Raw genomic sequence first — 15956 nt, 5'->3', positions numbered from 1 at the left:
ATTCCGGCGTGTCGTCGTCGTTGCCGTAATACTTGTACGGCAAAAACTTGCCCGACATGGTGAGCTTCACCCGGTCGCCCTTGTTGTTGGCCTCCCGGGCCATCTCCATGTTGAAGTCGATCGCCGACATGATGCCGTCGCCGAACTCCTCCTGGATCAGCTCCTTGAAGGTCGTGCCGTAGACCATCACCAGCTCGTAGAACCGGTAGATCAGCGGGTCGGTGGGCGGCATCGACGCAATCGAGCCGCGGTAGGGCGCCTCGTTCAGCATCCGCTCCTCGGCCGCGGTGAGGCCGAACAGCTCGGCCGCCCGCTTGGCCTGGGCCTTGGGCAGCTTCATCTGGCCCATGCAGGCCGCCGTGATCAGGAACGGCGACAGGCCGCCGATCTCCTCGTGGATGTGCTTCCAGCTCCAGCCCTTCTCGCGCTTGATGTCGAGAAGCTTCTCGGTCAGGTCCTGGCGCTTCATCGTTTCCTCCTTGACTGATGGTTCGGCCGGTTCCGGCTTGAGGGCCGGCCGGCGGTGCGGCCGCGCCCCTTCGGCAAGCCGTATGCCAATCGGGGCGGCGACAGGCGCGGAAGCGTGCTTTCGGTGCACCGGATAGGCGGGAAGCGCACAACCGCGGCCGGAAACCCTTGCATCCGGAGCGTGTTTTCGGACCATGCGTCTTCAGGTCTCGGAGGCGGCTTTGGACGGAGACGATCGGGACGGGCAGGGGACCGGCGGGCCGGAGGTCGCATCCGCGCGGCCGGCGCCATGGGAATTCGTGCTGCCGGAGGAGCCCGCCACCGAGGATCTCGGCCTGTTCCTGTCGGAGCTCCTGCTCCCGGGGGACGTTGTGGCGCTCTCCGGAGGCCTGGGCGGCGGCAAGACCACGCTGGCGCGGGCGATCATCCGGGAACTGGCCGGCGATCCGCGCCTGGAGGTGCCGAGCCCGACCTTCACGCTGATCCAGCCCTACACCGCCCGGGACGGACGGCCGATCATCCACGCCGACCTCTACCGCCTGCGCGACGCCGACGAGCTGGTGGAACTCGGCTTCGACGAGATGGCCGACGAGGCGATCACCCTGGTCGAGTGGCCCGAGCGGATGCCGCCCCGCGACGGGCCGGTGCTTACCATCGACCTGTCCCTGCGGGCGGAATTCGGCCCCGGGGCGCGGCTCGCCCGGATCGACGGCTCCGGCGGCATGCGCGCCCGCCTGGACCGGGCCCGGGCGGTGCGGCGGCTCCTCGACCGCAGCGGCTGGGACATCGCCGAGCGCGTGTTGATGCAGGGCGACGCCTCGTCCCGCGCCTACGAGCGCCTGACCAAGCCAGACGGCACCAGCGCGGTGCTGATGATCGCGCCGCCCCGGCCCGACGGTCCGCCGGTGCGCGATGGCAAGCCCTACAGCGCGATCGTACATCTGGCCGAGAGCGTCCACGCCTTCGTGGCCCTCGACCGGGGCCTGCGGGCGCTCGGCTTCTCGGCGCCGAAGATCTACGGCGAGGATCTCGCCGAGGGCCTGCTGATCCTGGAGGACCTCGGCAGCGAGCCAATGGTCGAGGCCGGCACGCCGCGGCCCGAGCGCTACGCCGAGGCGGTGCGGCTGCTCGCCAGGCTCCACGCCACCCCGCTGCCCGCGGCCCTGCCTGTGGTGGAGGGGATCGACCACGTCCTGCCGCCCTACGATACCGACGCGCTGCTGTTCGAGACGGAGCTGATGCCCGACTGGTACGCCCCGGCGATCCGGGACGTCACCCTGTCGGCGCAGGCGCGCGCGGACTTCGTGGATCTGTGGCGGGCCGCGCTCCAGGGCGCGATCCCCGACCGGCCGACCTGGACTTTGCGCGACTATCACTCCCCCAACCTGATCTGGCTGCCCGAGCGCGACGGGCTGGAGCGGGTCGGGCTGATCGACTTCCAGGATGCCGTGATGGGCCACCCGGCCTACGACGTCGCCTCGCTGCTGCAGGATGCCCGGGTCGATGCCAGCGCCGAGTTCGAATTGCGGCTGCTCGGCCTCTACGCGCGGGAGCGGCGCGGCCGGGATTCTGCCTTCGATGTCGGCGCCTTCGCGACGGCCTACGCGCTGCTCGCCGCGCAGCGCGCCACCAAGATCCTCGGCATCTTCGCGCGCCTCGACCGGCGCGACGGCAAGCCCGGCTATCTGGCCCACCTGCCGCGGATCGAGGGCTATCTCACCCGCAACCTCGCTCATCCGGCGCTCGCCGGGCTGCGGGCCTGGCACGCGGAGCACCTGCCGGGCCTCGTCGCCCCCGCCCCCGAACCCTGACCATCGGATCCCTCCCGCATGAGCGAGCTCGAGTCAGCCGTCAGCCGCGCCTTCGTCCTGGCCGCAGGCCTGGGCAAGCGCATGCGGCCGGTGACCGCCACGGTGCCCAAACCCCTGGTGGAGGTGGCCGGCAAGGCGCTCCTCGATCACGCCCTCGACCGGGTCGCCGAGGCGGGGATCGGCACGGCCGTGGTGAACGTCCACTATCTGGCCGACCTGATCGAGGGCCACCTCGCCCGCCGGGCCGAGGGACCGAGCGCGGGCCCGGCCACGATCCTCTCGGACGAGCGCGCGGCGCTCCTGGAGACCGGTGGGGGCATCCGCAAGGCGCTGCCGCTCCTCGGGGATGCGCCGTTCGCGGTTCTCAACTCGGATTCGTTCTGGCTGGAGGGGCCGGCCTCCAACCTGCGCCGGCTGATCGAGACCTGGGATGCCCAGCGCATGGACGGGCTGCTTCTGGTCGCCCCCACCACGACCAGCCTCGGCTACGAGGGGGCTGGCGACTTCGTGATGGCCGCGGATGGGCGCCTGGAGCGCCGCGGCGAGCGGGTGGTGGCGCCCTTCATCTACGCGGGCGTGGCGATCCTGAGCCCGGGGCTGTTCGCCGACACGCCCGAGGGTTCTTTCTCCCTGAACCTCCTGTTCGACCGGGCGATCGCGGCGGGGCGGTTGTTCGGCATGCGCCTGGACGGCCAGTGGCTGCATGTCGGCACGCCCGACGCGATCCGGGCCGCGGAGGAGCGGGTGAAGGCGAGCGCCCGGATCCTGTAATCCGGCCGCTGCCGGGCCGGTGTTCGCGCGAAGCGTGAAGGTCTTGCGACGCGGTGTCTTGCCAAGCCCGATCCGAGCCTCTAGAAGCCCCTTCACACCGGCGGGCCAAGACCCCGCCGCCGTGTCAGGCGCCCGTAGCTCAGCTGGATAGAGCACCAGACTACGAATCTGGGGGTCAGAGGTTCGAATCCTTTCGGGCGCGCCATCACTTAGCTAAGTTTCATGACATCGCTGAATGGGTTGGGGTAACGCCGCGGGTAACCGCGCATCCCATCGTCAGCTGCTGTCCGCACCGGATGCGCGAGCGGCGGTCGTAGGGTGTGGTCGCACGGCCTTTGCATCTCGCCTGGGTCGGCGCTCGGGATGGGTCGCTGACCTCCACGCCCGCCCCGGCTCCGTCCCCTGGCAGCAACGCGGGCGGGCGTGGATGCCCATGCGATGCGACAAATTGTACTGTTAAGTACTCCACCACGCCACTCCCTGGAACATAAAGAACCGTCTGCCCAATTCACTGACATCAGAAGATTTCAGTGAGTTTTTGGATGTCTGACCGTGCGGCCGTCACTCATTCGTCCAGGAAGTCACCTCGATCTCTGAAATCAAATCGGCGACCTCTAAGGGTTGCCCGTGCGCAGACGGTGGAAGACTCAGCGGATCAAGAAGCGGCGGTTGCCACGGTTGATCGTCTGGAAGCCGCCCTTCGAGATTTATTCAAGTAGCCCTCGTAAGGTCCGCCGGCGCAGTGTGCGCACCTTGATAGTTTGCCGCGCGCACTGGATGCGCGAGCGGCGTTCGTGAGAAGCGGACATCAACCGGAAAAGTCCGACGCCTTTAATAAGGAGGTCAGTGCCGCAGCTGACCTGCACGCCTGCCCTAGGCGTCATGGCAATGAACTGTCGGGGCGGGCGTGGATGCTTCGGAGGGGGTGATTCCCTCCAGACACGTTTTCGACCCTAAGCCGCTGAATTGATTGAGCTTAGGGGCGAGTCCCTCACGGCTGGGCGTGTATAATATCAACACCCTCGCAGAGCTGATCCGGCAGGCCCGCACGGGACGCCAGAGCGGCCGCGGTGAGCCTACGGGCTCGAGCTCTGTTCAGCGCCTCGTCAGCATGGCGTTCGAGCATCTCGGCCCGACCGTGCTCCGCGAGGGCGAGCCGGATCTGCGCCAGGGCGAGGAAGGCGTAGATCATGCGCATAGCGTGCCCTCCTCGAACAGCCGGGCCAGGTCGTGCCAACTGTCGTCCTCAAAGAGGCCATCCAGTGTGCGCCCGAGCCGCATCTTCATGAGGACGCCGCGCTCCGTCACCATCGGCCGTCCCTGAAAGCGCTCGAAGGTGTCTTCCAACTCCAAATGGACGGCAGAGGCCGCCTGCCAAGCGGTATCGTAGGCCGCCCAAACTTCGGACGCCTCCCGCAGTTGCCATCGGCCGCCGCCCCATGGGAATTCCCGCTCCACATCCCTGTAGAGGGCGCAGGCGATCTTCCATAAGCGGTCGTGCTCGCGGAGCGTCGGGGTTGCCGCGATCATCAAGGCGATGAAGTCGGCCTCATAAGCGGCGGGCGGGATCGCTGCGACCACCGGCACGGACGCCAGGGGAGCCGCGAGGATGGCGCCGAGCGCGGCGCGGCGGGTTGAGGCGCTCATCGTGCCACCCGCGACACGAAGTAGTCCGCGCCGTCCGGCCCGACGATGACGACACCGCTTGGCCTGATGCTGACCCGGCGGTTTAGCCTTGAACGGACGTAGTTCGTCCCGTCGAAGCCTGCGACCGCCGTACCAAGTTCGTCCGCGTCTCCATCCTCTTCAGGGTCGTGCGGCTCGTCCTGAATGTCGCCGCCGTGCTCGTTCTTGGCTTCAAGATCCGTGTCGCCGTCCAGCGCATGTAATAGCGCGAGGTCCGCTTCGATGCGGTCGGCGATCCGGCGGCGTAGCTCGCGAACGCGCTGGCGGTCGGCGCTGTCGTCCTCAACGAAGTAGCGGATCAGCCCCTCGCGGATGGCTTCGATCGCGGCATCGGCGGGCGGCAGCGGCTCGGCCGCCCGCATCGCGCGGATGGCCTGGGTGACGGGGCCCGACTGCCGGCCGAGTTTTGCGTCAGGTTGACGCGAAATTGCTGCAAGCCGCACCCCCTGGCCTAATAAGGGCCGCGGGTTGCCGGACCGGGGTAATAAGGGCGTGCGTGTGCTATGGGCGTGGGTAGCCATTGACGGTACTCCAGATGCCGTTGGTGGTCAGGCCCGGCCGGAAATCTCACCTTCCTGTCGGGCCGTTTTCTTGGTACCATGGTTTCTATGGGCACGCAAGAAACTTTGACACCAAAGAAACGTCGTGGCCCCAAGCCAACGGGCCAGGGCGAACCGGTCACCGTCCGGCTGCATCGCGAACATACTACCCCTCTTGATGCTCTGATCGACGCTCGGCCGGATCCAAAGCCGTCGAGGCCTGACATCCTCCGCGAAGCCCTCACCGAGCACTTGAAGGCGAAGGGCTACCTGAAATGAACGACCCTGAGCCCGACGAGCTGTTCCGCAAGCGCCTGCTACGGGTCGTGTCCGAGAAGGATCGTCACGCCGCTTTAGTGGTGGTCGGAGCCTACCTCGACGCCCTCGGCCGCAAGTACGGCCGGTTTAGGACCGGCGTGGCGCTCAAAGGCTTCGGTCCGCGAGGATCCTGAAGGGGCGAACTGATGGCGATACCACACCTGGTCCTGCTCGTTCTTGCTCTGCTCGCGACCATGATAATGGCTGTTGCCTGGTTACAGGATCCCGCGGCTCCTACACCGGCGGAATGGTTCGTCGCGAAGGTCTCGGAGGGCGGCTCATGGGCCGGACTTTTCCTGACGCTGCTGGCCGTCGCCTATTTCGCGTGGCGAGCGAGCCGCGCGACCGGGAGGGCTAAAGGCCCGAACTGACTGCCGCCGGCGTCATCTTCATCGACGAGAACGGCGAGGGGCCCGGGGTGCGGCTTCGGAAGGCGTAGGGTCGATCTCTCATGAAGCGCGATATGGATTTCATCCGAACCGTCCTACTCGACGTGGAAGCCGAAAAGATGCAGGCGCGATACGACGAGCTGATCGGGAAAGAGGACGAGGAAAACGGACTACAGCTCGACAAACTACGCTACCACTGCAAGATCATTGCTGATGCTGGCTTCGTCAATTGTATAAACGACATGTCGTTGGGCCAAGTGCCGATCGATTTAACTTGGTCAGGCTGCGATTTCGTAGACACCATCCGCGATGATGATGTTTGGCGGAAAACCAAGTCCGGTGCCTCGAAGGCGGCGGGCGCAGGCTTCGGCTTCATCGTCGAGTTGGCGAAAGGCTACGCCAAGGCGGAGCTACAGAAGCTCGGGCTGCCACTCAGCTGATCCAGTGCCTCGCTGGTGACGGCACGGATCAGCGCCCTATCTCGGCCCGATGCTGGTTAACGAGAAGGTGCATGTCTCACTTTCAGGCTTCCCGCCATTCCGATCGCACGAGTTTGCAGCTGAAGGTAGAGACCCGCGAGGCTACGTCGCTCGTAGTCTGGAGCGAGATCGAGGCCGAACGCCAGGAGATCGAGGAACGCACCGAGCGGCTCAGAGCGATGCGGTTGGCACGCGAGAGCAAGGCATCCTGATAGATGAGGCCGGACCGCGTCCTCGCTGCCGTGGGATTGCTTCTTTGCTTCACCACCGCAGCGGGCGCCTGCCAATGCACCGGCTGCGGCTGCAAGGGCGGTCCGGGCTTTCGCGACCCGAACAAGCAGTGCGTCAGCTACGAGAAACTCGATAGCGTTTGTGGCTCACCGCCTACGACGAGGTGCGTCTTCGAGCACCACAAGCAGGAGTGCGAGCACGAGGGCGCCATGCCTAACGAGAAAGGTATGGAGCACTACCGTAAAAGTATCGAAGCTATTCCAAAAATCCTATGATTCACAAATCAGTCCACCATTCCTTCAATATTGTAAATTATAGAACGGAGTGTTCAGATTGGGTAATCCTATCGAAGATGATCCTGAATTAGCTGCAGCAGTAGGAAGGGTTGCAAGTTATTGGGCCCATTTGGAACATCATTTTGCAAGTTTATTTGGAGCGCTGACAGGACTGGATATGACAATGGCCGTTACGGTCTTTAGTTATTTCAGAAGCGCACGAACGCAGCGTGATGTCATTCTATCGTCAGCTAAGGTTTCTTCCAGATCCGAAGAAAAAACGTTCGACAGGATCAAACAAGTATTGTCGGAATATGATCGACTGGCGGCAGTAAGAAATGCAATTGTCCATACGCCATTTGGATATGAGACAGAGGGCAAAAATTTATACCGAATGGAGCGAGAAAGAGTAAGCCAGCCAGGAGTTTTTCCTTATAAAAAGACCCCATTTACAATTCAAGAAGTCGAAGGTCTACTTGAACCAATCAAGGAATTGATAGGAAATCTAAGAAGTTTGAATTTATATATAATAGAAAAACCCTTGCGAGACGCGGGTGTATCTATGCCAGATCGCCTCGGCGACTAGGCAGACTAAAAAAACACCAGCCAACTACCCTACACCTCGGCACCGGCTCGGCTCCCAGTATCCTGCCTGGATACGCACACCCCTCGCCGCCCTCGCTCTCGTCGTCGCTGACTCGGCGACCGCTGCGGCCGATGAGAGCAAGGCCACAGGCTTGTACGATTGGCTCGACAAATGATCCTGAGGTGATGAGATCATGATCATAAACGCACGTACAGCTCCGGTCGAGAGAGAGTATCTATTTATCGATGGAGGATGCCTGCGCGCAGCCGTTAGCAAAATAAGCAAAGACATCTTCGGCAATGACGAAGCTTATAAACCATTATTAAAATCGTTTGCGACCCCTGATTTTCACAAGATCTATTATTATGACGCTATTCCCGGGAGAAATCACAACGAGGCTCAAGCCGCCTATGAAGCCAGAATTCAGCCAGAATTTGAGCGGATCGAGAAAATTCAAATGCTTGATCGCGTTCATGTTGCGCTTGGGCAAATCGTAGGTGCCAATAGAAGGCAAAAGGGTGTGGATGTACGCTTAGCGGTTGATATGATGACGCAGGCGTTCAGAGGAAATATTACCAGAGCGACATTATTTGCTGGAGACGCCGATTTTGTCCCTTTAATTGAAGCTCTGGTTGCGGAAGGATTACATGTGACTTTGTGGCATCCACCTCAGGCAAATGGTCAACTAAAACGCGCGGCAGACAGTACAAGATTGTTCAGCTTTCGTAGTGATCTTAAGTGTTTTGCATCCGACGATGAATCCCCGGCGTTTTTTCTTAACCCGCCAGGGGGGCAAAGCGAACCTCCTCCAGACGCGCATGTTGTTTTTTTGGGCGACGGCAGAAAAATAGCTGGGCGATGGCGTGGGAACAGTTTGGTCATTTGGGTTCACAGCGGCTCATTTTTCTGGAACACATACCATTTAGCGGCGCCCGATTGCACTTTACAGGCTGCGCTTCGTGCATTTGATGCGCTAGTGAATTTAGGAATTGCTGATACTGCTGAACAGTGGATCCAAACCTAGAAGGCATCCCGGGCACGAGAAGCCCCGCCAGCAGCCGCTGCACGGGGCTGAAGGAAGATCTGGGAGGACTGACAGGTAGACCCGCGGGCGAGGCGGTAGTTACCGCTCAATCCGCCCGCCGCATCTGCGCCCCGCTGCGCTGCACGACGTCGGCCGCCTCAGATATCGTCGCTCGACCGCATCTGCCGGCCCGTCATCTGCTTGACCTCGCCGAACATGCTCCCCTTCGCGACCACCGATGCCCTGGTGTTCGGCCCAGGATTGTGGATCCGGACGTCCATGAGCGCGCGTTCTGCGGCCTGGGTCGCCCCAGTGGTCCCCCCGCGAAGCGAGTTCTGGAGAGCGCTACGGGCAGCCGGGCGCAGCTCCAGAGCCTTCGCCCGCTCGGCCTCTGACGCTCCTCTCGCTTCGTAGCTCCGGCGAGCCGCTTCCCGAGCCGCCCAGCCTGCGCCATCAGCCCTGCTGGCGCGCAATACGTTGACCTGATCCATGGTCACTCCCGGCGCATCTGTCATGCTGTTCGGCTTGAGGGTGCTTGGCGAGCCGTTCGGCAGAAAGTCAGAGTCACTCGATGAGATACGAGGACGCTCTCCAATCGGTGGGATGTTCGGGACGCTCGCGACCGGAGCTTGCTCACCCCGGGCGATCGCTGCGCGTAGACTTGGGTTGAATGGAGCCCAATCCTTCGGCTTGCCACCAGATCCGCGCAACAGTGCCAGCGCGACGCGCGTCTGCTCCTCGAGGCTACCCGCCATGGCATTCGGCGCCTTGATCCCGAGCCCCGGCGCGAGCCTGCGCCAGTTCGAGTTGAGGATCTGGTAGTAGCCCTGAGCCGTGTAACCCTTGGCCGCCAACGGACTGAGACCCTGCCTCTGTCCGACATAGTTCATCGTGTTCTGGCCGTGGCTCTCGTACTTCTGAATAAGCCCGAGCGTGTTCCGTTCATCGGCCGTCATGGGGACGTTATCGGGAACACCTGGCATTGAGCCGCCCCGCCCTCGAAGGGTGCGCCCGACCTGCCCGGCAGGACTGTCCAGCCCAGGCAGCGCGGGACCTCGACCGCCGCTATCGCCCGTGTCACCGACCCCATACCCACCGCCGCCCGGCGCGTAGATGCCGCCGCCAGTGCGAAGCATCTGCCGGATCGCCGGCAACCCACCGCCGCCGCCATAGCTAGCCTTCTGGATCAGGCCGCCCAGGCCGCTGCCCGTCGCGTCGAACGACTGCTGCTGCACCGTCGCGCCGCCCTCGCGGATGCGCTTCAGCTCCTCGGTCAGCCGCGTCATCTCGCGGCGCAGGTCCTCGGCCTGGCTCTTCGAGCGATCGCTGGCCGTGCCGCTCTTCTCCATCAGGCCGAACTGGTCGAGCTTCGTGCGCAGCTCCGCCTGCCGCGCCTCGATCTCGGCGACGCGCGACCCGTTCTGACGGAGGTTTTGGTTTCCGCGCAGCTCGTCTGGGCTCATCGTCTGCCCGCGCATCTGCGCGTCCAGGGCCTCGCTCTCGGGCGTCGAGCTATCCGCCCGCGGGTAGAACTTGTTCACGAGGCGCCCGACCGTTCCGCCACCGCCGGTGCTCTTACGCAAGGCCTCTGCGATATCGCCTTTCTCCAGGTCATGCAGCGCTTCGGCAGCGACGTGGAGGCTGTGTGCCAGCGAGCCCGCGAGGGCTGTCGTGCTGCTGAGGAAGCTGAGAGCGTCGGTGCCAGCCTGCTTCCAGTTGATCTTTCCGAGCTCCGTCTGGATGTCGCGGATCGTCTTGACGACCTCGCTCTCAACGCCGTTGCGTTGGTCATCCATGAATTTCTTCACGGCCACCGCAGCAGCGGTCAGGCTTGGTGTCAGCTCACGCGCGGCGGCGTTGTAGAGCTTGTTCATCGTGCCTTGAAGGCCGTCCATGGCCCGGGCGTAAGCTTCGGCGTCGGCGATATCCTTGTCGGAGACGATCCCGTTGTTACGCTGATAGCGCTTGATCTGATCGTCGAGCGAGCCAAGTCGGCCGTCCGCCAAACGGGCCGCGTCGCCGAGCTTCAAAACATTATCTGCGTAAATCCGGCGCTCGACGGGATCTTTGATGCCTTCCTGTCCGTGCAAAGCCCTCATGTATGCTTCACCAGCATCCTTGCTTCGCATGATGCCGTCAGCGATATCGTTGAAATACTTTCGGCCAGACTCGTCTTTTCCCTGCCGGCGCAGAAACTCCATCAAAGGCCCGTAGCCTCGGTGTGCAAGCCTGGCATCCTCGGCGAATTTCTGTAGCGCCTGTCCCGAGGTAGCAGCATCCACGCCGACCGCGCTCAGCACGCCCTGAACGTTCCTCAGGGTACTTGCGGCAATCCCGGTGTCCCGACTGAGCTGCCCCAACTCCTTCGCGCCTCCGCCGAAGTTGCGCATGGCGGCGCCGATGCCCGCGATGGTGGCGGTGAGGGTCAGCCCGGTGATACCCACCGTGGCGAGGGCAGGCGTCAGGACGTTCGAGGCTGCACTGGCGGCACCCTTCATCCCGCTCTCGACCCGGCCCATACCCTTCGCCAGGGCCTCGCTGTGGGCCTGCCCCTCGCGGGCGACGCCGCGCAGCGTGGCCGCGATGTTCTTGAGGGGGCCCGTCGACTTATCGATGACCTCCGCCGCCATCCTCAGGGCTTCGTCCTGGCTCATGGCTCGCTCCTACTTCTGCGGATTGGTGACGGGGATGCGAAGAGCCGCTGCCGCCAGGCGATCGAGATTGTCCGCCATCGTCACGGCCAGTTCGGCCGCCGCCTCCAGCGTCGCGACCTCGAAGGCTGCGGTCAGATCTTCACGGGTGACGTCCGGCCAGCGGGCCATGATCGTTTCGACCACCTCGGCCTTCCACGCCGCCGCGGTGTCGCCGGTGGCGGTGCTGAGCAGATAGTCGGCGATCTCGGCGACGCGGGTCACGGCGCAGTCTCCGCCCTGTTGCCGCACCAGGGCGAACTACGCAGGCGGCGCGCTACACTGATCTCTCGAAATAAATCCGGCGGGGAAAAACCATGGAAGATTGGCGCCTGATCGCTTTTGCGGTCTTCATGATCGTCGTCATGGCAGCGGGAGCAGCGTTCCTGCATCGCCGCCGGCGCGCGCAGCGAACTGGCGATGATCCGGTCTACGGCGTCGCCAGCCTGGTCCCAGAGACAGTCAGGCCGCCGCACGAGACGCGCCCTCGTGGGGTCGGTACGACTGGCGACTGAGGCTGCCGGCATCACGGTCACACCCCATCCGCAGCGGAGAGCTGCGCGGCCTGGAATAGGTTCATCGTCGCCTCTAGGGCCGGCCTCTGCTGCACCGCCAGGATGCGGGGCGGATCCACCGAGGTGTCGACCACGGAGGCGACCCAAGCGCCGTCGGCTAGAGCGGCTCGAACGCGATCGTGCGACACGCTTTCAGCTGGAACGCGGCGGTTCTCACCAGCGGTCGGGCAGGCGCCAAAGGACCAGCAGTCCCCCGCAATACAATGCCAGAGGCGACCATACCGGGCGTCGTTCGCGGCCAGGGCGGCGAGGTCAGTATAGGTATCGATCATTTCAGGATGCCCCAGGGGCCACAAAGGCGCATGCCTCACGTATGGCGCTGAGGGTAATCGTCTATCGGCTGGTATTAGACGGCAATTCTGTTTTGACGTGGCGCTAACAGCGTAAACTACTGTCTTCAGCTGATCGATGGTCGATGAAGCGACGTGCGGCGCGCGGCCGGCGACGACGATCTCGGCGGTTTCGGTTGTCTCCAGCATGTCACTGCACCCGGTCGGAAACGGCGGCATCGACTGGGGCGGCACGCAGGATCGCGTCGCACTCGACCACGTCGAGGTCGGTGTGCAGGGCGAGGTACCGGGCCTGCCGCTCCCGCAGCTCGCTGTGCGGGCCGGTCATGATCGCCCGGCAGCGGTCACGCTCGGTCTCGCGGGCCAGGCGCTCGCCCTCCGAGCGGCCTTCCTCCCGCGCATCGTCGCGGATGGCATCGAGGTCGAGGCGGCGCATCAGGGCCGCCGGGCGTGGTTTTGATTTTCGGTCGCGCCCTGCGCGTGCCAGCCGTCCTCCAGCGCTTTCGGCAGGTTCACGAGCTGGACGAGGCCGGGGCGGACCATGCCGCCTTCGTGCCGGGTGCTGCCGGGGATCGTCCGGTGGAAGGTCCGCACCTCGCGGGTTTTGGTCCGGTCGATCCGGCCGTCCGCCGCATAGCCGTGCGCGAACTGGGACGGCTCGCCGTTCTCGTCGGCGTAAGCCTCGAAGGGCTGCTCCCGATCCGGCGTGACCACCTTCGTGGCCGGGACGCTGCGGCCGGAGGCGACTTGCGGGCCGGGGATGCCGTGTTCGGCCGCCAAGCGCTCGGCCTCGGACCACTCGGCCAGGAACGCGGCGATCGCCTCGGCGTGAGCGTTGTAGCCCTCCGGGATCCTGCCGACCACGGCCTGCACCGCGGCCTCGGCCTCGACCTTCCGGCGGGCCTTCGCCTCGGCCTCCTCCCGCTCGCGATCCTCGGCCTCGCGCGCCTCGGACTTGGCCAGTTCGTCGGCGAGGTCATCGAGGCGGACGGCGCACCGGGCTGCGACACGGCCCATGCGTGCGATTTCCGCGTCGTGGGCGGCATGCTTGGCGTCGTCGCCGGTACGGAGCACCTCCGGCGTCGCGGCCGTCAGCGCCGCGATCTGGGCGTTTGCGGCCTCGGCCTCGGCCTGAGCGGCGGTGATGTCCTTGCGCACGCGCTCCGAGGTGCGGGCGGTTGCGCGGGTGGTGGTCGTGCCCAAGGGTCCATCCTTCAGGTTAGAGGTGCGGCCGTCCCGACCTTGACCGCCTTTTCTCGTCCGGGGCGCGGAGGTCGGGTTCCCGTTGTTCGACGGGCCGCGGGCGTCGTCGCTCGATGCCCCGAATTCAGTGCCGGGCCCGCTTTCGGGGCCGCGCGGCGAGTGTGGCGGTGATCTCCGATTCCTCGATCGTGAGACCCGGAGCACCGTGTGCGAGGATCTGCTGCGCCCTAGCGTCGGCATGGTCGATCGGCGGAGAGCCGGCGGGCGTCACCGCCACGGCCGTCAGGCTGCGCTTGACGTTCTGAACGCCCTTGCTGGCGCGAAACTGCTCCACGAGCTCGCCGGCATAGGCGACGGGATCACGGTGGCCGGCGGCGAGCGCCTTGCGGATCTGATCCATCGGCATGGCGGTCGCCATGGCCAGATGCTTCGCCAACTCGCGGCGCCCGGCCGCCTCCGGCATCGCCATCACGGCCTCAACTCGGTCCTGGCTCATCCGATCGCCCTGATCTGGTGGGCCACGCTCCCGCCCCGACGGTAGGAACGCGGCCCGTCCTGCCGCTGCGGATGCCAGGGACCAAGGAAGAACCCGGCGGGCAGCGGTAGGATCTCTGAACTACGGCGCAGATCTTCGTCCGGTCGAGACGGCCTGTACACTGGACGCGTTTGGACATTTTGCATGGACATTTCGGGCGGCTACTTTGTCGACGTAGTCACGTCGGAAGAACCACCGGCCGTCCAGCTTGACGCCGGCTCCGCGGCGGGCGCGCTTCAGAGCCGCCCACTGGTCCAGGCCCATCGTGGCCTGCGCCACCTTGAGCGGCACGAGGTCGTCGGCCGTGGCCACCAGGGGCAGCAGCGTGGCCTCCATCCGGTCGAGGTCGGCTCGCTGCCGGGCGATTGCATCGAGCGCGGCGCGGACGGCCGCAGGGTCGGGGCGGGCGCGGGGCATGGTCAATCCTCGTCATCCTTGTCCTCGATCGCGGCGATGGTTGCGGTGACGGCCCTGGCCGCTTCGGCCAGTTCTGCTCCCTCGCTCAGTTCGATCAGGATCAGATCGACTTCGGCCGCGATCAGCCCTCGAACTTCCTCAACGGTTCTAGCCATCTTTGCGCGCGGCGCAGCGCGTGTAGGCAAGCTCAGGAGCTTATTCTTGACCCTACCCAACATCCCAACGGCAGTCGTGATCACAACTTCCTGCGAGATAAGCTTGCCCAACGAAATCTTGTTCTTGATTTCGGCCGAGATCGCTAGCGCGGTATCCTTTCGGGCACGGGCCTGCGCCGGATCCATGTTGCCTTCCGGGATTTCCGGCACGGCCTTCACGTGCGCAAGGTAGGCCTGGACCGCCGCGATCAGCGGATACCGGCCACGCTCGGCCTTCGGGATGATGCCGTCCGCCGCGAGCTGCTGAACGCGCCGAGCCGTGAGGTCGAAGGCCCTGGCCAGGGTCGAGACGGGCACCATCAGCGCGTCGTCGGCGGCGTCCGAAGCGAAATCGGCGGCGTCGGATTTCGCTACCATCGAGCGATCCTCCCTCTGTGTGCGATGTCAAATTGGATTTGAGGTGCGAAGCGAAACGCGCTGGAAAAGTTTGAACCTGCAGACATATCGAGGTCGCGCGTTACCCCTATCGGCCGGGGGTGGTCCCAAGGACCCGCTCGAACCCCCGGAGGGCCATGGGTCCTCCTTCCGGGATCTCCTTCGGCCGGCGCGGCCGGGGATCTTGCTCGCCTGGACCGGGTGAGATCCTGAAATTTTCCCGCCATTTGATCGGCGCGCCGTGGTAGCTTTAGCCTCAGCCCCGCGCCTGCTGCAGAGCTGTCGGAGACCTGCTCCATGCGGCTCGACCTCGGCCACGAAGGGGATTGGATGGTCGACCCGCGGGATCTGGCATCCCGTCTCGGCGTCAACACCACCGAGCTGAAGCGCCTCAACCGACGGGGGCAAGTCGATGCTCAGCTGGCCACTGGGAGTGGCAAGGACACGGGACTTTCGCGCGTGATCGTTCGACTGTCCGACCGTGGATGGTCGGGCATCTTCGACGAGAGCGGCGTGCTCATCAGCGAAGACATGTGGTGAGAGCGCCTCGGCCGGCCAATCCGTGAAGGTCATGACCACCTCCAGCCAGGAATGAGGCGGGTAGAGGCGGGTCTTCCGCACTGTACGCATATGCGCGCATGCGTAAGGGAGATAACCGGAAGGGTAGCCTCTACCCGCCTCATCACTGTGTATCCCGCTGTGGAAGCGAGCGAACTTCGATGCCTTCGAAGCCGCGGGAGCGGCCACCGGCACCGTTCGGGACATTCTTATTCTTCCGGAATCCCGAGTTATCGAGACGCTCGCCGAAGCTTGTCTGCGTCCCAGGCAACTCGTTGTTGCCGCGCGCATAGTCACTCCACGAAGTAAATAGTTCCTGTGTCGTCGCCTTTCGATATGAATTGCCTTTGTCTACGATGCAGCGCTCCTCAAGCCACTGGCCGAACGTGTCCTGCGTCGCGAAGTACTCGTCAGTTGCGACCTTCACGACCTCCGGCCGCACGAGTCGGTTGGCCTGCCAGTCCAGGCAGCCTTCGATCATCCAGCGCAGGATTGCCGGCCACTCGGCGCGCAGCTTCTCC

21 protein-coding genes, 1 tRNA gene and 1 pseudogene are annotated in these 15956 nt (G+C 64.5%); 10 read left to right on the top strand and 13 right to left on the bottom strand.

The features are described 5' to 3' along the window. Window positions 1-469, bottom strand: a 469-nt coding sequence (gene cynS, locus OXS49_RS28670; RefSeq protein WP_267428076.1) for a cyanase, incomplete at its 3' end; no start/stop codon positions are given. 193 nt (window positions 470-662) lie between these two features. Here cynS and tsaE point away from each other — a divergent pair. The 3 genes from tsaE to OXS49_RS28655 all read left to right on the top strand — a co-directional run bounded on the left by tsaE (window position 663) and on the right by OXS49_RS28655 (window position 3255). Next, window positions 663-2279 carry a tRNA (adenosine(37)-N6)-threonylcarbamoyltransferase complex ATPase subunit type 1 TsaE gene (gene tsaE, locus OXS49_RS28665; protein ID WP_267428074.1) on the top strand — a complete coding sequence of 539 codons (1617 nt, stop codon included), beginning with the start codon at window positions 663-665 and terminating at the stop codon, window positions 2277-2279. 18 nt (window positions 2280-2297) lie between these two features. Further along, a complete protein-coding gene (locus OXS49_RS28660) occupies window positions 2298-3050 on the top strand; it encodes a nucleotidyltransferase family protein (RefSeq protein ID WP_267428073.1) in 753 nt (250 codons plus the stop codon). A gap of 128 nt (window positions 3051-3178) precedes the next feature. Then, a tRNA-Arg gene (locus OXS49_RS28655) sits at window positions 3179-3255 on the top strand. Window positions 3256-4041: 786 nt separating this feature from the next. Here the strand turns inward: OXS49_RS28655 and OXS49_RS28650 are convergent. The 3 genes from OXS49_RS28650 to OXS49_RS28640 are packed head-to-tail and all read right to left on the bottom strand — an operon-like array spanning window position 4042 to window position 5257. Beyond that, a complete protein-coding gene (locus tag OXS49_RS28650) occupies window positions 4042-4248 on the bottom strand; it encodes a hypothetical protein (protein WP_267428071.1) in 207 nt (68 codons plus the stop codon). Continuing rightward, complete coding sequence (locus OXS49_RS28645) at window positions 4239-4697, bottom strand: hypothetical protein (RefSeq protein ID WP_267428069.1); 459 nt, start codon at window positions 4695-4697, stop codon at window positions 4239-4241. The genes OXS49_RS28650 and OXS49_RS28645 overlap by 10 nt, the downstream gene beginning before the upstream one ends. Continuing rightward, window positions 4694-5257, bottom strand: a complete 564-nt coding sequence (locus tag OXS49_RS28640) for a hypothetical protein (protein WP_267428067.1) — start codon at window positions 5255-5257, stop codon at window positions 4694-4696. The genes OXS49_RS28645 and OXS49_RS28640 overlap by 4 nt, the downstream gene beginning before the upstream one ends. 293 nt (window positions 5258-5550) lie before the next feature. Between OXS49_RS28640 and OXS49_RS28635 the strand changes: the two genes are divergently transcribed. The 5 genes from OXS49_RS28635 to OXS49_RS28615 all read left to right on the top strand — a co-directional run bounded on the left by OXS49_RS28635 (window position 5551) and on the right by OXS49_RS28615 (window position 8577). Continuing rightward, window positions 5551-5727 (top strand): hypothetical protein, encoded by a 177-nt coding sequence (locus OXS49_RS28635; protein WP_267428065.1) that lies wholly within the window; start codon window positions 5551-5553, stop codon window positions 5725-5727. Window positions 5728-6044: 317 nt separating this feature from the next. Continuing rightward, the gene (locus OXS49_RS28630; protein ID WP_267428063.1) at window positions 6045-6422 is read left to right on the top strand and encodes a DUF2513 domain-containing protein; all 378 of its coding nucleotides are present in this window, start codon (window positions 6045-6047) and stop codon (window positions 6420-6422) included. A 71-nt stretch (window positions 6423-6493) separates the two neighbouring features. Further along, window positions 6494-6673: a hypothetical protein gene (locus OXS49_RS28625; RefSeq protein ID WP_267428062.1), complete on the top strand. Its 180-nt coding sequence runs from the start codon at window positions 6494-6496 to the stop codon at window positions 6671-6673. A gap of 352 nt (window positions 6674-7025) precedes the next feature. Continuing rightward, complete coding sequence (locus tag OXS49_RS28620) at window positions 7026-7553, top strand: hypothetical protein (protein ID WP_267428060.1); 528 nt, start codon at window positions 7026-7028, stop codon at window positions 7551-7553. Window positions 7554-7746: 193 nt separating this feature from the next. After that, window positions 7747-8577 (top strand): NYN domain-containing protein, encoded by an 831-nt coding sequence (locus OXS49_RS28615; RefSeq protein WP_267428057.1) that lies wholly within the window; start codon window positions 7747-7749, stop codon window positions 8575-8577. A 158-nt stretch (window positions 8578-8735) separates the two neighbouring features. Here OXS49_RS28615 and OXS49_RS28610 read toward each other — a convergent pair whose 3' ends face one another. Both OXS49_RS28610 and OXS49_RS28605 read right to left on the bottom strand, forming a co-directional pair. Further along, the gene (locus tag OXS49_RS28610) at window positions 8736-11231 is read right to left on the bottom strand and encodes a hypothetical protein (protein ID WP_267428055.1); all 2496 of its coding nucleotides are present in this window, start codon (window positions 11229-11231) and stop codon (window positions 8736-8738) included. Window positions 11232-11240: 9 nt separating this feature from the next. Then, on the bottom strand, window positions 11241-11492 hold the full coding sequence (locus OXS49_RS28605) for a hypothetical protein (RefSeq protein WP_267428053.1): 252 nt from the start codon (window positions 11490-11492) through the stop codon (window positions 11241-11243). Between the two features lie 92 nt (window positions 11493-11584). On the opposite strand from OXS49_RS28605, the gene OXS49_RS28600 reads away from it, so the two are divergent. Further along, window positions 11585-11782, top strand: coding sequence for a hypothetical protein (locus OXS49_RS28600; RefSeq protein WP_267428052.1), 198 nt, complete (start codon window positions 11585-11587; stop codon window positions 11780-11782). A 17-nt stretch (window positions 11783-11799) separates the two neighbouring features. Here the strand turns inward: OXS49_RS28600 and OXS49_RS28595 are convergent, their stop codons facing one another. The 6 genes from OXS49_RS28595 to OXS49_RS28570 all read right to left on the bottom strand — a co-directional run bounded on the left by OXS49_RS28595 (window position 11800) and on the right by OXS49_RS28570 (window position 14859). Then, window positions 11800-12114 carry a hypothetical protein gene (locus tag OXS49_RS28595; protein ID WP_267428051.1) on the bottom strand — a complete coding sequence of 105 codons (315 nt, stop codon included), beginning with the start codon at window positions 12112-12114 and terminating at the stop codon, window positions 11800-11802. Window positions 12115-12322: 208 nt separating this feature from the next. Beyond that, a complete protein-coding gene (locus OXS49_RS28590) occupies window positions 12323-12568 on the bottom strand; it encodes a hypothetical protein (RefSeq protein WP_267428049.1) in 246 nt (81 codons plus the stop codon). Then, window positions 12568-13335 (bottom strand): hypothetical protein, encoded by a 768-nt coding sequence (locus tag OXS49_RS28585; RefSeq protein WP_267428047.1) that lies wholly within the window; start codon window positions 13333-13335, stop codon window positions 12568-12570. The genes OXS49_RS28590 and OXS49_RS28585 overlap by 1 nt, the downstream gene beginning before the upstream one ends. A 124-nt stretch (window positions 13336-13459) precedes the next feature. Further along, the gene (locus OXS49_RS28580; protein WP_267428045.1) at window positions 13460-13831 is read right to left on the bottom strand and encodes a hypothetical protein; all 372 of its coding nucleotides are present in this window, start codon (window positions 13829-13831) and stop codon (window positions 13460-13462) included. 120 nt (window positions 13832-13951) lie between these two features. Further along, the gene (locus tag OXS49_RS28575; protein ID WP_267428044.1) at window positions 13952-14287 is read right to left on the bottom strand and encodes a hypothetical protein; all 336 of its coding nucleotides are present in this window, start codon (window positions 14285-14287) and stop codon (window positions 13952-13954) included. A gap of 2 nt (window positions 14288-14289) precedes the next feature. Beyond that, entirely contained in the window at window positions 14290-14859 is a 570-nt protein-coding gene (locus OXS49_RS28570) for a hypothetical protein (RefSeq protein WP_267428043.1), read from the bottom strand. Window positions 14860-15174: 315 nt separating this feature from the next. On the opposite strand from OXS49_RS28570, the gene OXS49_RS28565 reads away from it, so the two are divergent. Continuing rightward, on the top strand, window positions 15175-15417 hold the full coding sequence (locus OXS49_RS28565; protein WP_267428042.1) for a DUF6522 family protein: 243 nt from the start codon (window positions 15175-15177) through the stop codon (window positions 15415-15417). 142 nt (window positions 15418-15559) lie between these two features. On the opposite strand, the pseudogene OXS49_RS28560 reads toward OXS49_RS28565, so the two are convergent. Further along, window positions 15560-15956, bottom strand: a pseudogene (locus tag OXS49_RS28560) (hypothetical protein); the annotation flags it as partial.

Origin of the sequence: Methylobacterium sp. GC_Met_2 (assembly GCF_026540795.1) — a bacterium.
Lineage (GTDB): Bacteria > Pseudomonadota > Alphaproteobacteria > Rhizobiales > Beijerinckiaceae > Methylobacterium.
Note: the sequence above shows the minus strand (reverse complement) of the source record. Positions and strands in the feature narration are given on the sequence as shown.

Coding starts and splice junctions, on each gene's coding strand:
- OXS49_RS28610 (WP_267428055.1), bottom strand. CDS start 11,231: ATGAGCCAGGACGAAGCCCTGAGGATGGCGGCGGAGGTCATCGATAAG.
- OXS49_RS28565 (WP_267428042.1), top strand. CDS start 15,175: ATGCGGCTCGACCTCGGCCACGAAGGGGATTGGATGGTCGACCCGCGG.
- OXS49_RS28570 (WP_267428043.1), bottom strand. CDS start 14,859: ATGGTAGCGAAATCCGACGCCGCCGATTTCGCTTCGGACGCCGCCGAC.
- tsaE (WP_267428074.1), top strand. CDS start 663: ATGCGTCTTCAGGTCTCGGAGGCGGCTTTGGACGGAGACGATCGGGAC.
- OXS49_RS28630 (WP_267428063.1), top strand. CDS start 6,045: ATGAAGCGCGATATGGATTTCATCCGAACCGTCCTACTCGACGTGGAA.
- OXS49_RS28575 (WP_267428044.1), bottom strand. CDS start 14,287: ATGCCCCGCGCCCGCCCCGACCCTGCGGCCGTCCGCGCCGCGCTCGAT.
- OXS49_RS28590 (WP_267428049.1), bottom strand. CDS start 12,568: ATGCGCCGCCTCGACCTCGATGCCATCCGCGACGATGCGCGGGAGGAA.
- OXS49_RS28600 (WP_267428052.1), top strand. CDS start 11,585: ATGGAAGATTGGCGCCTGATCGCTTTTGCGGTCTTCATGATCGTCGTC.
- OXS49_RS28645 (WP_267428069.1), bottom strand. CDS start 4,697: ATGAGCGCCTCAACCCGCCGCGCCGCGCTCGGCGCCATCCTCGCGGCT.
- OXS49_RS28650 (WP_267428071.1), bottom strand. CDS start 4,248: ATGCGCATGATCTACGCCTTCCTCGCCCTGGCGCAGATCCGGCTCGCC.
- OXS49_RS28635 (WP_267428065.1), top strand. CDS start 5,551: ATGAACGACCCTGAGCCCGACGAGCTGTTCCGCAAGCGCCTGCTACGG.
- OXS49_RS28595 (WP_267428051.1), bottom strand. CDS start 12,114: ATGATCGATACCTATACTGACCTCGCCGCCCTGGCCGCGAACGACGCC.
- OXS49_RS28625 (WP_267428062.1), top strand. CDS start 6,494: ATGTCTCACTTTCAGGCTTCCCGCCATTCCGATCGCACGAGTTTGCAG.
- OXS49_RS28640 (WP_267428067.1), bottom strand. CDS start 5,257: ATGGCTACCCACGCCCATAGCACACGCACGCCCTTATTACCCCGGTCC.
- OXS49_RS28660 (WP_267428073.1), top strand. CDS start 2,298: ATGAGCGAGCTCGAGTCAGCCGTCAGCCGCGCCTTCGTCCTGGCCGCA.
- OXS49_RS28615 (WP_267428057.1), top strand. CDS start 7,747: ATGATCATAAACGCACGTACAGCTCCGGTCGAGAGAGAGTATCTATTT.
- OXS49_RS28580 (WP_267428045.1), bottom strand. CDS start 13,831: ATGAGCCAGGACCGAGTTGAGGCCGTGATGGCGATGCCGGAGGCGGCC.